The 14,872-nt window shown below is 70.2% G+C and carries 11 protein-coding genes; 5 read left to right on the top strand and 6 right to left on the bottom strand.

Going from position 1 to position 14,872, the window contains the following annotated elements:
• Positions 1-44: 44 nt before the first annotated feature.
• Positions 45-563 carry a CGNR zinc finger domain-containing protein gene (locus G1H10_RS34770; protein WP_163743268.1) on the top strand — a complete coding sequence of 173 codons (519 nt, stop codon included), beginning with the start codon at positions 45-47 and terminating at the stop codon, positions 561-563.
• Here G1H10_RS34770 and G1H10_RS25510 read toward each other — a convergent pair whose 3' ends face one another.
• The 5 genes from G1H10_RS25510 to G1H10_RS25490 all read right to left on the bottom strand — a co-directional run bounded on the left by G1H10_RS25510 (position 564) and on the right by G1H10_RS25490 (position 8,777).
• Positions 564-3,020: a beta-glucosidase family protein gene (locus tag G1H10_RS25510; RefSeq protein WP_163743266.1), complete on the bottom strand. Its 2,457-nt coding sequence runs from the start codon at positions 3,018-3,020 to the stop codon at positions 564-566.
• A 24-nt stretch (positions 3,021-3,044) separates the two neighbouring features.
• A complete protein-coding gene (locus G1H10_RS25505; RefSeq protein ID WP_163743264.1) occupies positions 3,045-3,203 on the bottom strand; it encodes a hypothetical protein in 159 nt (52 codons plus the stop codon).
• 120 nt (positions 3,204-3,323) lie between these two features.
• Positions 3,324-3,512, bottom strand: a complete 189-nt coding sequence (locus G1H10_RS25500) for a hypothetical protein (RefSeq protein WP_163743262.1) — start codon at positions 3,510-3,512, stop codon at positions 3,324-3,326.
• A gap of 48 nt (positions 3,513-3,560) precedes the next feature.
• Complete coding sequence (locus tag G1H10_RS25495; RefSeq protein WP_163743260.1) at positions 3,561-6,605, bottom strand: helix-turn-helix transcriptional regulator; 3,045 nt, start codon at positions 6,603-6,605, stop codon at positions 3,561-3,563.
• A gap of 957 nt (positions 6,606-7,562) precedes the next feature.
• The gene (locus tag G1H10_RS25490) at positions 7,563-8,777 is read right to left on the bottom strand and encodes an aminotransferase class V-fold PLP-dependent enzyme (RefSeq protein WP_376778663.1); all 1,215 of its coding nucleotides are present in this window, start codon (positions 8,775-8,777) and stop codon (positions 7,563-7,565) included.
• 403 nt (positions 8,778-9,180) lie between these two features.
• Between G1H10_RS25490 and G1H10_RS25485 the strand changes: the two genes are divergently transcribed.
• From G1H10_RS25485 to G1H10_RS25475, 3 genes are all read left to right on the top strand, one after another.
• Positions 9,181-10,938, top strand: coding sequence for a LamG-like jellyroll fold domain-containing protein (locus G1H10_RS25485; protein WP_376778664.1), 1,758 nt, complete (start codon positions 9,181-9,183; stop codon positions 10,936-10,938).
• Positions 10,939-11,068: 130 nt separating this feature from the next.
• Entirely contained in the window at positions 11,069-11,764 is a 696-nt protein-coding gene (locus G1H10_RS25480) for a 3-keto-disaccharide hydrolase (RefSeq protein ID WP_216853658.1), read from the top strand.
• A 78-nt stretch (positions 11,765-11,842) separates the two neighbouring features.
• Positions 11,843-13,051, top strand: coding sequence for an ROK family transcriptional regulator (locus tag G1H10_RS25475; RefSeq protein WP_163743256.1), 1,209 nt, complete (start codon positions 11,843-11,845; stop codon positions 13,049-13,051).
• Here G1H10_RS25475 and G1H10_RS25470 read toward each other — a convergent pair.
• Entirely contained in the window at positions 13,048-13,365 is a 318-nt protein-coding gene (locus G1H10_RS25470; protein ID WP_163743254.1) for a hypothetical protein, read from the bottom strand. The two genes, G1H10_RS25475 and G1H10_RS25470, sit on opposite strands and share 4 nt — an antisense overlap.
• A gap of 227 nt (positions 13,366-13,592) precedes the next feature.
• Here G1H10_RS25470 and G1H10_RS25465 point away from each other — a divergent pair, with 227 nt between their 5' ends.
• Positions 13,593-14,864 carry an ROK family transcriptional regulator gene (locus tag G1H10_RS25465; protein WP_163743252.1) on the top strand — a complete coding sequence of 424 codons (1,272 nt, stop codon included), beginning with the start codon at positions 13,593-13,595 and terminating at the stop codon, positions 14,862-14,864.
• Positions 14,865-14,872: the final 8 nt, after the last annotated feature.

The raw sequence follows: 14,872 nt of genomic DNA, 5'->3' as shown, positions 1-14,872 counted from the left end.
TAACATCGTCGCGATCGGCCATTGCAACCGGTATAGTCAGTTAGGTGGTTAGCATCGCGACGGGGCAGGAGGCCCCGGGTTCCCTCGAAGACGTGCGCGGCCTGCTCAACAGCTGGCTGATACCCAATGACACTCGGACCGCCGACGACCGCTTCGAGAGTTACGCCCGGCAGCGCCGGCTGCCGGAGGACCAGTACGACACGGTCCAACGGTTACGCGACGACCTGCGTGGCGTGGTGGAACGGTCGGCCCCGGCCGGCGAGGTCCTCAATGCGTGGATCGACCGGCTCGACGTGCGGCCGGATGTCGACGACGGCCGGATCGGGTACCGCCACGAGGCCGGGCCGGCCGGTGAGGCGCTGGTCGCCGTCCTGGAAGCGATCGCTTCCGGTCGATGGGCTCGTCTCAAGGCTTGCCCGGACTGTCGCTGGGTCTTCTACGATCACACGCGCAACGCAAGCAAGCGTTGGTGCCTCATGACGGCAGGAGACGCGGGTGGGCGCTCGTGCGGCAGTATCGCCAAGGTACGGGCATACCGGGCGCGTGCCCGCCGCACCACCTGATCAGGACAGCACGCTGACGGTCGCCTCGCCGGGCAGGTCCCGCACCGAAGACCCGACGCGGAGGGTGAACACTCCGGGTTCGTACCGCCAGCCGTCGTCCCAATGCGCGAAGGCACGTGCCGGGACGGGAATCGCCACCGGAACGGACTGACCCGGGTCCGCCCAGACCGGCGCATGCCCGACGAGCCACCGCACCGGCCGGTCCACCGCTGACGACGGCCGCTCGGCGTAGACCTGGACCACGTGCTTGCCCGGGCGCTGACCGGTGTTCCTCAGTATGGCGGACACCGTGATGGCGCCGCCCGGCGAGACGGTGCGGTCCGAGGCGACCCGGGACAACTCCCAGCTGGTGTAGCCGAGGCCGTGGCCGAACGGGTAGGCGGGTTCCGCCCGGGACCGGAGCCAGGCGCGGTAGCCGATGTGGATGCCCTCGTCATAATGGACCACGCCGTCGGCCGGCGTCACGTTCAGCACCGGCACGTCGTCGAGCGTCGCCGGCCAGGTGGTCGGCAGCCGGCCGCCCGGCTCGACCGCACCGGAGAGCACATCAGCCAGGGCGTGGCCGAACTCTTGGCCGCCGAAATAGGAGACGAGAACGGCCGCGACCTCGTCCCGCCACGGCAGGAGGACCGGTGCTCCGGAGTTGACCACCGCCACCGTCCGCGGGTTGGCGGCGGCGACGGCCCGGACCAGGTCGTCCTGGCGTCCGGGAAGCTCGAGCGTGCGACGGTCGTGACCCTCCGACTCCACCCGGGAGTCGGTGCCGACCACGACCACGGCGACGTCGGCCGCGCGGGCCGCGCTGACCGCGGCCGTGATCATCCCTTCCGGGTCGGAGTCATCCGGCTCGATGCCGAGCGTGAACGCGAGTGAACCGGCCAGCCGGGCCGGCCGGAAGCCGAGTTCGTACTCGACGCGGATGTCGATCGGTACGCCCTCGGTGACGTTCACCGCCGCGGTCGCCGACGGCGGCGCCAGCAGCAGCGACGCCAGATCATCCGTGTCCGGCTCCACGGCCGTGTCCAGCACCGTCCGTCCGTCGACGACGATGCGCGCGACGCCGACGGCGGCGAAGCCCAGCCGGATGGTGCCGGTCGTCTCCGGCGTGTACCAGGTGGACAGCTCGAGACGTGCGGATTCGTCGATCGGTGCGGTGCCGCCGAACCACACCAGCGCGGCGGATCGGCGGTCCTCGGCGGAGATCTCGCCGCCGACCGCATCGAGGAACCGGGCACGCAGCCCCGGCTCACCGGTGATCGGGTTGGTCAGGTGTTCGAGCGGCAGCGCGGCCACGCCCTCCTGCACCACCGCTCCGAGTGCATAGGTGAGCTCGGCGTCCGGGAACGCTCGTCGGATTCCGTCCAGCGGGGACACCGTCCGTTCGGGGATGACGGTGGCGCTGCCGCCGCCCTGGGTGCGGGCGAACTTGGCGTTGTGGCCGATGACGGCGATCCGCTTGATCCCGCCACAATTCCACGGCAGCTCACCGTCGTTGCGGAGCAGGACCGTTCCCGCGGCGGCGGCCTCGCGGGCGAACGCGACGCCGTCATCCGCCGGGTGGTCGACGCCGGCGGGCTCCGTGCCGAGGGCACCGACTCGGGCCGCCAGCCGGAGCAGCCGATACACCTTGCGGTCGACGGTCAGCTCGTCGACCTCGCCGTGCTGGACCGCCGCGACCAGCGCATCGCCCCACGGTCCCTTCGGGCCGGGCATCACGAGGTCCTGAGCATAACGGGCGCTGTCCAGCGAGCGGACCGCGGCCCAGTCGCTGACCACGACACCGTCGAAGCCCCACTCGTCCTTCAGCGGTGCGGCCAGCAGCGGGCTCTCGGTCAACGTCGATCCGTTGACCGAGTTGTAGGAGCTCATCACCAGCCACGCACGCGCCTCGACGACGGCCTTCTCGAAGGCTAACAGGTAGACCTCGCGCAAGGCGCGGTCATCGACGTCGACGTCGACCGTGAACCGATCGGTCTCGAAGTCGTTGCAGAGATAATGCTTGAGTGTGGCGGCCACACCGTTGTCCTGTAGCCCGGCGACATACGCGGCGGCGAGGTCTGCCGTGAGCAGCGGGTCTTCGCTGAACGCCTCGAAATGACGGCCGCCCAGCGGCGACCGGTGCAGGTTGATGGTAGGCCCGAGCACCACGTCGACACCCTTGCGTCGCGCCTCGGCCGCACAGACCGCTCCATATCGACGGGCGATCCCGGTGTCCCACGCTGACGACAGCGCCGTGGCCGACGGGAGGTTCAGCGAGGGGTCCCGCTCGTCCCATATCTCGCCGCGGACCCCGCTGGGTCCATCCGACATCAGGATCCGCCGCAGCCCGATCTTCTCCAGCGGCACCGTGGACCACATATCCGCGCCGGTCAGCAGGGCGACCTTCTCCTCGAGCGTGAGCCGCCGGAGCAACGTCTCCAGCTGCTGCTGATCCAGCCCGTCCTGGTGGTGGTCCATGTCGTCCTCCGGATCGGACCGTGCTCACCCGGCGGTGAGCGGTCCACACCGGCCGCCGGATCTTGCCCTCGATGATATCGGGAGCACATCCGCGACGACGGCAGCGACGGCGGCGACGGCGGCGACGGCGGCGACGGCGACGGCAGCCTCGCCGCGCTCACGCGGGCACATGTCGACACTCATGGACTGGAGGAGATGCCGGCGCCTGAGCAGCCCCTCGAGCGGTCCGCCGTGGCCACCACGTTGCTACACGACCGCCGCTGAGCAGGGGGATCGGGCTACTGTCGACGCCGGCATCGGGGTCTACACCGGATGCCAGCCGTCCTCGCCGGCGGGCTCGGCCTCGTCGTCCGCCGGGGAAGACGTGCTCGGCTCGCCACCGGTGTGACCGGAGTCTCTCTCCTCCTGCTCGGCCGGCCGGCCGGCGTCGTCGCCGTCCGGCTCGTCGCCGGCAGCGGCCGAGACGGGATGGGAGCCGTCGCTGTCATCCATGACACCAGCGTCACTGATCGGCGTGCCGTGAACCATGACCAATTCCCGTCAATTTTGGTCCGGCTCGTCGCGCTCGAGCATGTCGAGCTCCGCCAGCCGGTGCGCGATGGCGGCGCGGGAGCGTACATCGAGCTTGCGCAGCGCCGCCGTGATGTGCCTGATCACCGTGTTCACCGAGATGTACAACTCGGCCGCGATCTCCCGGTTGGACCTGCCGACCGCGGCGAGTTCGGCCACCTCTCGCTCCCGCGGTGAGAGATCGGATCCGTATCCGCGCCGACCGCCTCGGTAACGCGCCGGTATCGAAAGGCCGTGCTGCCGGGCCACTTGTGTCACCCGGCCCACGTCCCACTCCGCACCCAGCTCACGATAGGTCGACAGCGCCGAAAGCAGCACCCGGCCCGGCTCGGCCTGATAGCTCGTGCCGGTGCTGCCGCCGCGCGCCGCGCCCGGGTGATCCGTCCCGCCGTCCGCCGCGCCGCCCGAATCCGGCCGACGGCCGATCTCCCCGGCCAGGACGTCGGCGTTCGGTGGATGCTCTTCGTCCGGCATCGCGAGCATCGACATCGCGGCCAGCTCACGGGCCTGGGCCGCCTCGTACCGGCAGGGCAACGGCTCATACAACACCGCGGCGGCGGCGAAGTGGCCGGCGGCGTGCGCCGCGTCGCCCTCGGCGAGCTGGACGTGCCCGCGGGCGTGCTCGAGCGCCGCCGGCGCGACCGGCGCGTCCAACTCGGCCAGCTTGCGGGTGTAATCGTCGAGCAACGACGCGGCGCGATCGACCTCGCCGGCGGCCACCAACGCCTCGGTGACGTAGGGGAGCGCCCGGGCGGCGGGCGCGAGCACCCCCTTGGTCTGCACCGTCTCGAGGAAGCGGTCGATCAGCGTCAGCGCCTGCCGGTGTTCGCCGCGTGCCGTCGCCAGCCGGAGCGTCGCTGATGTCGGAATGGGCAGCAGGTCGACGGCGCCCAGTTCGTCGACGACGGCCGCCAGCGCGCTGAGCGACTCGTGCGCGCCGTCCAGATCGCCCTGGGCGAGCTGCAGGCATGCCGCGACCGTGTCCACGTTGACCCGGGCACGTGGATGACCGGCAAGGTCATCGATCAGTTCGGCCGCATCGTCCTGCAAACCGTCCCATGCGCCGCGGAGATACCGCATCAGGAGCAGACCGGAACGGAGGCTGCGCTCCAGCCGGAGCTCGACGCGTTCGCCGTCGGCGCCCGTCGCCGCATCGAGGCCGGCGGCGAGCAGCCGGTCCGCGATGTCGTGGTGACCGGAGTAACTTGCCTCGCTCCCCATCGACCAGTAGGCGTTGATCTCCCGACGACGGCGCGGTGATCCGCCGGTCTGCCGCTCCACCCGCTCGGCCAGCGGCCGCCAGGCGGGGTCGCCCATCGGGATCTGCACCATCGCGATCTTGCCGAGGAGGAAGACCTGGAAGACCGGATCCTCGATCTCAGGCACCACGGTCAGTGCCTCGCTCAGCCACCGCCGATGCTCCTCCGGGTCCAGATCCCCGGCCATCGGGATTCCTAGCACCACCATCGCCCAGGCCTTCATATCCGGGCGGTGGCCGAGGTCGTCGATCGCCTGCACGATCAGCCGGTGCGCACGGATCAGGTCCACCCCGGCGTCGTGCAGGATCGTCCCCAGCAGGAAGCGCAGCTCGCCGCGGATCGGGCCGGGCAGGTCGTCGTCGAGGATCTCACTGAGCAGATCGACGACGTCCGGCGCGCGCAGTGCCTCCACGGCGGCCTGGCCCAGCTTGACCGCGAGCCGGCCGCGGGTCTCCGGCTCGGGTGACGTGTTGCGCAGGACGTCCTCGAGCAGGCGGGCGGCCTCGGCGTCGTTGCTCAGCGCGATGGCCTGATCCGCGGCGCGTTCGGCCGCCACCACCCACTCGTCGAGCCGGCCGGCGTAGCGAAGGTGATGCGCGACCTGTCCGAGGGGCACCGGATCGGTGGTGCGCAGCGCCGCCGCCGCACGTCCGTGCAGCAGTCGTCGGCGGTGTGCCGGTATCGCCTCGTAGACCGCTTGCGCGGCCAGCGGATGGCGGAAGCCGATGATGTCGTCGTTCTCGGCGAGCAGACCGGAGGTCAGCGCCTCTTCGACGCCGACCCATACCCCGTCGTCCGTGGCCGTCGCCGTCTCCGCCAGCACGGTCAGCGGCACCGGCACCTGGAGCGCGGCGGCGGCCTCCACGACCTGGCCGGCGTCGCCGCCGAGCTGGGTGACCCGTTCCAGTACCGAGTCACGGATCTTGGTCGGCACATCGAGCTCGTCCAAAGCGCGACGTGCCCAGCGGCCGCCCCGGCGCACCAGCGTGCCGCGGGCTTGCAGCAGCGCCAGCAGCTCCTCGATGGCGAACGGCAGACCGGCGGTGCGTTCGCGCAGGTACGTGGCGAACTCGTCGGAGACGCGGTCGAGCTCCATGATGGAGGCGGCCATCGCCCCGGTCTGTTCGACGTCCAGGGGCTCGAGGTAGACGTCGGTCCGGCGTACCCCCGGCGGCGGGGTCGCGACCAATGCGCGCACGCCCGGGTCGACGTCGGCGTGCCGGAACGTCAGCAGGACCGCCAGCTCGGGTAGCGACTCTGCCAGCAGATAGCCGACGAAGTCGGCGGTCTGCTGGTCGGCCCAGTGCATGTCCTCCAGGACCAGCACGGTCGGTCCCAGCGAACGCAGCACCTCGACGATGCCGCGGAAGATCCGATGCCGCTCCGCGACCCGGTCGCCCATAGGTTCGGGGGCCGGCGGGAGCACGTCCTCCAGCTCCGGAAGCAACGGACGCAGCGCGCCGGTGATCGCGGAGAGCGGCACGTCGGCGAGGTGGACGCGCACCCCGCGCAGGGCCTCGATCACCGGCCCGAGCGGGAACGACTCCCGGATCCGATGGCACGGGCCTACCAGCACGCGGTGGCCGGCGAGCTCGGGCTGCGCGGCCAGCTCGGCGATCAAACGGGTCTTGCCGATGCCCGCCTCGCCGTCCAGGATCACCAAGGCGGGAGGCGAGGTGACCGCCGCTACGGCGCGTTGAAGCTCCTCGGCGCGCCCCACAAGTGCGGGGGAGACCAGTCCCATGCCGTCAGTCATACCGCCACGCGGCCCGCTCATCCGAGTCCGCGCCCGTCGCGGACCGTGCATACACCTGGAGCACGCCTCACTACGTGCTCTCCCCAGGGCCTGTGCGCGAGCTTACCCCAGCATTCGTGCGTCGAACGGAGGGGGCAGCGATCGAATCGCCCGAGGCCCAGGCGCGCCGCCGATGGGGGAGGTTCATGCCGTGCCGGTGGGCGGGTGACGTATAAGTCTTGAACTCGCCGAAGGCGATAGCCCGAGGAAGTGAGCCCCGGACGTGGCCGGACGACCCAGGCGCCGGGGCTTTGCGTTGTCTCGGCTCAGCGCACATGCACGACGCTCTTGACGACCTGGGCGGCGATCTTCGGACCGGCCGGCATCGGCCAGGTGTGGTGTCGTCTGCGGCGCGGCATGTCCGCGTTCTCCGGGTGACTTGCTGTCGGGCGGTGACAGAACCCGGCTCCGGCTGGTGCCTCATCCGGCACCGCGACGGCGTTCTGCGGCGAACCCTTGGGCGGCCAGCTGCAACTCCGTCGTGCTTCGACGCGTGCGCGTTCCGGCCGCGAGCGGGCGTTCGCATGCCTGTGTCGTGCTGGCGGCTGCTATTGCGGCGGTCGCGTGGCTTGTCGTGTGATTGGTGGCCGGTTTGCGGCATCGTGTGATTGGCCGTGGGATTTCTGACCGCTGTGAGCGGCCTGGAGGCGCACGACCGGTCGCACGTCTGCCGGTACCTGGCATGTGGGGGCTCTTGTTCACACGGCCGCTCCCACGACCGAGTCCGGACCGGTCAGCAGACACACGGCCGCGCACACAAGCCGGTCGTGGGCGGCGTCGTGTGACTGGTGGCCGGCCATCGACCAGACCGTGTGGTCTGTCGTGGTGCGGTGCGCTGGTGGGCGACAGACTGTGTGGTCTGTCGTGCGGAAAGGCGTGGGTTGGGCTGCTCGCAGCGTGCCGGGATGTTCGGGTCCGTCAGGGTGCGAGGGCGTTCACCAGTCGGTCGAGTTCGTTCTCGGTGTTGTAGTAGTGCACGGAAGCTCGGACCGCGCGGGGTAGGGCGTTCCGGTCGTAGAGCTCGGAGCCGTGGGTGACGCTGACGTTGATTCCTCTGCCCCGCAGCATGTCGCGGACCTGCTCGGGCTCGCTGCCGTCGACGGTGAACGCCACGATGCCGCACCGCTGTGCTCCGCGGTCGCGCACGGCTACCCCGGGCGTCGCCGTCAGCCGTTCCCGCAGGTCGGCGGCGAGGCGCGTGACCCGCTGCTCGATCACCTCGATGCCCAGGGCGCTCGCGTAGTCCGCCGCGACGCCGAGCGCGATCTGCCCGGCCATGTTCCGCTCGAAGTTCTCGAAGCGCCGCGCGTCGCTGCGGATCTCGTACGTGTCGGGTGACGTCCAGGTGGCGCTGACCAGATCGAGCATCGGCGGCTCGAGGTCGGAGACCACGTCCCGGCGGACATACAGAAACCCGGTCCCGCGCGGGCCACGCAGGAACTTGCGGCCGGTCGCGGAGAGCATGTCGCACTGGACCTCGGCGACGTCGACCGCCAGCTGCCCCACCGACTGGCAGGCATCGAGCAGGAAGAGGACGCCGGCGGCTCGACACAGCCGCCCGATGTCCGCCGCCGGATTGACCAGACCGTTGTGCGTCGGCACGTGGTTGACGGCGACGAGCCGGACATCGCCTCGTTCCAGCTCCACGGCGAGCGCGTCCACCGAGATCTGACCGTGCTCGTCGTCCGGCACGACATCCACCCGGACCCCGTGCCGCTGTGCGACCTGCCGGAAGGCGATGCCGTTGCTGGCGTACTCGCTTGTGGTGGTGAGGATCCGGTCGCCCCGGCGGAACGGGATGGCGAAGAACGCCAGATCCCACGCCCGGGTCGCGTTCTCGACGTAGGCGATCTCGTCCGGACGCGCACCGATCAGCTCGGCGACGGCCGGGTAGAACCGCTCGACCGAGGCAGCGGCCCGTTCGGCTGCCTCGTACCCGCCGATGGTCGCCTCCAGCTCGATATGCCCCGTCAACGCGTCGACAACGGGCTGCGGTGCGAGTGCGGCGCCCGCGTTGTTCAGATGGGTCACTCGCTCGCACGCAGGCGTGTCCCGGCGAACCTTCTCCACATCGATCATGATCGAACCGCCCTGCCGTGTTCCTGTGTTCTGCCGCGTGGCCGCTGTCACCATGTCACCGTGTCACCGGTGTCGCCCTTCGTCGCCGGGCGTCGGAAGCGCCACGGTCGTGCCATCCCTACGGTGTCATATGCCCGACCAACTCACGGTGCTGGCCGCGCGTCGGGGCGCGAGCCTTCAATCTCCGCGAGCGGAAGTTCGCGAGCGCGCGGACATACAGTCATGTTTCGGACATCGAGTCGCCACCTCGGCTTGATCGCATAAGTGCGATCACGTCGTCTTCAGGAGGTCACCCGTGTCCGATTCGTCCGACGCTCTGGAGCCGGCGCGCGGCTCCAGCGGTTTCGCGCGCCGTCGCCTTCTTCTCGGCGCCATCGCTGCGCCCGCGGCCGTCGCCGTGCCCAGCCTGCTTCCGGGGTCTGTCGCCGGCCGGTCGACGGCGCACGCCGCGCCGGTGATGCCGGCCGATCCGGCCGCGTTCGATCCGGACAGCCCGCGGTTCGCGATCGCCGTGATGCCCGACACCCAGTACCTGTTCGACGAGGACCGATCCGACCCGGCACCGGTCGCGGAGACCTTCCGTTACCTCGGGGAGCAGCGCGGTCTGGCGAACGTCGCGTTCATGACACACCTGGGTGATGTCACCGAGCACGGAACCGCCGACGAGATCGAACTCGCCGGCGAGACCTTCGCCGCGCTCGACGGTGTGGTGCCCTATAGCGTGCTGGGCGGCAACCACGACGTATCGTCGGACGACCAGCGTGGTGATACCCCGTATCTGCAGACTTTCGGACCGCAGCGGTTCAGTGGCAGCGAGACCTTCGGCGGGGCGTCGCCCGACGGCTACAACAGCTACCACATCTTCCGCGCCGCGGGGCGGGACTGGCTGGTGCTGGCCATCGACTGGCGGATCTCCGACGGTGGGCTCGCGTGGGCGCAGGGCGTCCTGGACGAGCACTCGAAACTCCCCGCCATCCTGACCACGCACGACCTCGCTTTCGCCGGCGACGACGGCCAGGCGGCGCTGTCCTCGCACGGGCGACGGCTGTGGGACCGGCTGATTCGATCCAACGACCAGATCTTCATGGCGCTCGGCGGGCACTACTGGCCGCCGGGGCGCACCGTGCTGACCAACGACGCCGGCAACGACGTACACGTACACATCACCAACTACCAGGACCGGTACTACGGCGGCGCGGGGATGATCCGGCTTTACCAGTTCGATCTTGTCCGCAACACGATCGATGTAGAGACGTTCGCGCCGTGGTTCCTCACCCGCGAGGCGGACGAGCGCCCGCTGCTGGGTGCGGAGGTGATCGAGCTGACCGACGACGTCGACCGGTTCAGCCTCGCCCTCGACACCGAGCAGCGGTTCGCCGGGTTCGCGCCGGTCAAGCTGCCCCCGCAGCGGCCGCCGCGCCGGGTGACCCGACCCGACACGGTGGCCTACTGGCGTTTCGACGCCGCCGGCCTCGGCCGGGCGCCCCGCGACGGCGCCCCGGTCGCCGACGGCCTGGTGGCCCGGGACCTGACCCGCAACGGGAACGATCTGGTGGTGCGCCGCCTGCACAGCAGCGGGGACGACGTGCTGACGCACTCCTCCGAGCACCACCGGAACGCGCCGGCTCACGCCAGCCTGCGCTTCGACGGCGGCAAGAACCCGGACCGGGGCGCCGTCCTGGAGGCGGTGGCCGACGCGCCGGTCAACAGCGAGAAGTTCCTCGACGGGTACACCATCGAGGTCTTCCTCAAGCTGCCGGAGCCGTTCGTCGGCGACCATGCCTGGATGGGCGTCCTCAGCTGGCAGGGCCGGGCGGGCGACGCCGGCAAGACCGCCGGGTACTCCCAGGACGAGTCGGTGTGCAGCCTGAACCTGTCGGGAGAGCGATTCCTGCAGTTCGTGCTCTACCCGCACGTGCAGAACGCGTCACCTACGTCGTGGAGCCATGCCCTTCCGACCGGACGCTGGTTTCACGTCGCCGTGGTGAACGACGGTGAGCGCGGCGTGGTGTGGGTCGAGGGGTCGCCCATCGCGCGCAACCCGGCCCAGCCGGCGCACGGGATCGCGACCCTCGGCAAGCCGTTCACCATCGGCGCCACCGGCTCCGACGACGGCTCCGGGCAGCGGTTCGGCCAAGGGTTCTACGGCTGGATCGGCGACGTGCGGATCAGCGACGCCGCGCTGGACCCGTCCGAGTTCCTCACCGCTCACTAGCAGGTTCGCCACCGGCCTCGTGGTCTCATGTCACGGTCGGCGTCCGCGAAGAGAGCTGCTGCGTGACGTGAGGCCACGACGCCGAGTCGGTCGCCGGGCGGTCGCGCGGGCGAGGATCTATGGTCGAAGGGTGACGGGCACGACCGGGAATCGACGGTGCGCCGCGGCCGCCCTGGCGGCGTCGCTGACCGTGATCTCGTGCGCCGGCGAGGAGAGCGGCGAGCCGGACACGGAGCCCGATCGTTTCCGGGGGTGCCGTTCATCGAGCCCGGACGGTGCGGAGCGGATACTGTTCGACGGCTCCCCGGAGAGTCTGGACGAATGGCGGATGGCGGGTCCGGGTGAGTTCGAGCTGCAGGACGACGGCAGCATAATGACGCGGGGCGGGATGGGGCTGCTCTGGTACCCGGAGGAGTTCGGCGCGTACCGGCTGGTTCTGGACTGGAAGGTCGCCGGCGACGACAACTCCGGGGTGTTCGTCGGGTTTCCGGAGCCAGGCGACGACCCCAGGGTGGCCGCCGACGACGGCTACGAGGTGCAGATCGATGCCACCGACGAGCCGGATCGCACCACCGGGGCGATCTACGCCGTCCAGGAACCGGACGCCGATGCTCGGGACGCGGCGCTGAATCCGCCCGGATCGTGGAACGAGTATGAGATCACCGTCCACGGTTCCGTGATCGACGTCGTCTTGAACGGAGTGACGATCAACCGGTTCCAGGCCCCTGCATCCGATGCCGACGTGACGCCGGGACACGTCGGTCTGCAGAATCACGGTCCCAACGACGAGGTGTACTACCGGGACCTCCGAATCCATCCATGTTGAGGGTTCCTCCGCCGACCGACCGTGCCGTCTTGAGGTGAATGGACTCAGCGACGGCGAGACGCGTGGCAGGATGAAAACGTGCGACACACCCTTGCCGGCTGGGCGGAGACCGCCACCCAGGCCAACGTGTTGAGGATCCTGCGGGATGAAGGGCCCCTCTCGCGGGTCCAGTTGGCTGACCGACTCGGCGTCTCCCGGACCACCATGGCAACCGAGGTGAACCGGCTGATCGAACTCGGCCTGGCGGAGAGCGCCGGGCCGGCCGCCTCTCGTGGCGGGCGCCGGTCGACTCTGGTCGATTTCTCCTCTGACCTGCGCTTCGTGGGCATCGATATCGGCGCGACGTCGATCTCGGTGGCGATCACCGACGGCCGGCTCGCCGTGCTGGGCGAGCGGCAGAGCGTCAGCATGGACGTCCGGCTCGGCCCCGAGCACGTGCTCGGTACGGCGATCGAGCTCGCCCGGAAGATGCTGGCCGAGCGGAAGATCGACCGGCCGGCGGGGGTCGGCGTGGGCGTGCCCGGGCCGGTCGACTTCCACAGCGGCACGCCGGTGTCGCCGCCGATCATGCCGGGGTGGCATGGGTATCCGGTGCGCGACGCGGTCGCCCGTGAGCTGGGCTGCCCGGTCCTGCTGGACAACGACGTGAACGTGATGGCGCTGGGTGAACAGCATTCAGGCGTCGCGAAGACGGCCGGTGACTTCCTCTTCGTCAAGGTCGGAACCGGGATCGGCTGCGGCATCGTCGTCAACGGCGAGCTGTATCGGGGTGTGGACGGGTGCGCCGGCGACATCGGCCACATCCGGGTGGAGGAGTTCGGGCCGACCTGCGCGTGCGGCAACACGGGCTGCTTGGAGGCGTACTTCGGGGGCGCCGCGCTGGCACGGGACGCGACGTCGGCGGCCCAGTCCGGCGCCTCGCCCGCGCTGGCCGCCATGCTGGAGACGAAGGGTGAGCTGACCGCCGCGGACGTGGCGCTCGCGGTGGACCAGGGGGACGCGCACGCCGTGCAGATGGTCCGCGACGGAGGCCAGCGGCTGGGCTGGGTGCTCGCCAGTCTGGTGTCGTTCTTCAACCCGGGCCTGATCGTCATCGGGGGACGGGTGGCGCAGCTCGGCCACCCCCTGCTCGCCGAGATCCGCGGCGTCGTCTACCGGCGCTCGTTGCCGCTGGCCACCGGCAATCTGCCGGTCGTGCTGAGCGAGATGGAAGGCGACGCCGGCGTGGTGGGCGCGGCCGCCCTGATCAGCGAGGCGGTGTTCGCCTCGCACAAGGGCGTATCCTAGGCGCTTCGCGCACGGCCCGTATAGCGCTCTGACCAGCCAAATCTCAGCGCGCCGGGCGTAGCCCAGACGACCGAGAACGTCGTCGCGTCGATCGTCTTCGACAGCCCGATGGGTGTGGAGTTCGGCGCGGACGATGCGCGGTACGTGCTGGGGGACGGCGACGGCTTGTCCGGGAGAAGCCGGAGGCTCAGCTCGCCCGGATCGACTACATCGGGCCGGACTCCAGGATCGAGATCACGTACACCCTCGGCCGCGATGATCACGGCCACCTGCATGCGACCGCGTCCCGACGGATGCAGATCCCGTGGCCGCACCTACAGCAACTTTGTCAAGTGTGGGTCGAAAGATTGCGTGCTATCCAGCACAACTGAGCGATCGGTTGAGTGTAACGAAGGAATAACCTGCGCATAGACCTTGACTTGGAACCGTAGCATCCTTACTTTGTTAACTCATTGGACAAACAAGCGTGACAGCTGTCACACAATCCTGTGGTCACCAGCGGATGTCTCGCTCGAGACCGGCACGGCGACGAGGGGGTGCCATGCGTGATGGACGAGTGCTCAGCCCGGCTGCCGTGCCGGTCGACCATCTCGCTCTGCGCCGGCACAACCTGGCGGTCGTGGTGAACCGGCTGCGAGCGGATGGGCCGCGCTCCCGCGCCCGGATCGCGGCCGACACCGGATTGACCAAGGCGACCGTGTCCAGTCTGGTCGCCGAGCTGGTCGAGCTAGGCCTGGTCCGAGACGGCGAGCTGGAGCGGGACGGCGGTATCGGCCGGCCGGGCCAGACCATCGAGCTCGACGGGCGGGTGTGCGGCCTCGGTGTGGAGATCAGGCCGGACGGCGTCGCCATCGCCGCCCTCGATCTGCGCGGCACCGAAGTCATCGCGCGGCACGTCATGCTCGACACTGCGGGCATCGGCGCGGAGCGGGCATTGGATGCGGTGGCGGAAGCCGTCGTGGCGGCGGCGACGGAGCTTCGCCGACGCGGGCTGAGGATCGTCGGTCTCACCGTCGCCGTTCCCGGTCTGGTCGACGCGGCGGCCGAGATGCTCACGCACAGCCCCACGCTGTCCTGGCGCGAGGTTGCCGTGGTCGACGGGCTGTCGCGCCGTCTGACCGGCCAGGTCGGACCGGTCCGGCTGGAGAACGACGCGAATCTCGGCGCACGGGCGGAGTACGCGACGGGCGCGGCAGCCGGCTGTGACCTGGTGTACCTGTCCGGATACATCGGGGTGGGCGCCGGCATCGTCGTCGGAGGTGCGCTGCTCCGCGGAGCCGACGGCTACGGGGGAGAGGTCGGGCACCTGCCGATCGGCGACCGTAGCCACGTGTGCGGTTGCGGCCGGCGCGGATGCTGGGAGACCGAGGTCGGTCTGGGAGCGCTCCTGCGGGAGGTCGCCGATCCGGGTGACCCGCTCACCGACATGTCGGCGCCGGTGGAGCAGCGTCTGGCGGAGATCAGGCGCCGTGCCGAGCTGGGCGACGGCCGCACGGTACGCGGTCTGCAGGCGGTCGCCGCCTCGCTGTCCATCGGCTGCTCGATGCTGGCGGACCTGGTCAACCCCCGGGTGATCATCTTGGGCGGCTACTTCGCCGTGCTGAGCGACTTCCTCACTCCGGCCGTGGAGACCGAGCTCGATCGGCATCGGCTGGCCGCAGGACCCCAGGGGTGCCGCATCGAACGTTCGACGCTCGGATTCGCCGCCGCATGCTGGGGCGGCGCTCACATCGCGCTGGAGACGGTACTCACCGATCCCGCTTCGACGGCGGACACGGCTGTTCAGACCGAGGTCCTGGGAGGGACAACGTGACGGAACCC

It is taken from the genome of Phytoactinopolyspora halotolerans (assembly GCF_010550675.1).
Lineage (GTDB): Bacteria > Actinomycetota > Actinomycetes > Jiangellales > Jiangellaceae > Phytoactinopolyspora > Phytoactinopolyspora halotolerans.
Note: the sequence above shows the minus strand (reverse complement) of the source record. Positions and strands in the feature narration are given on the sequence as shown.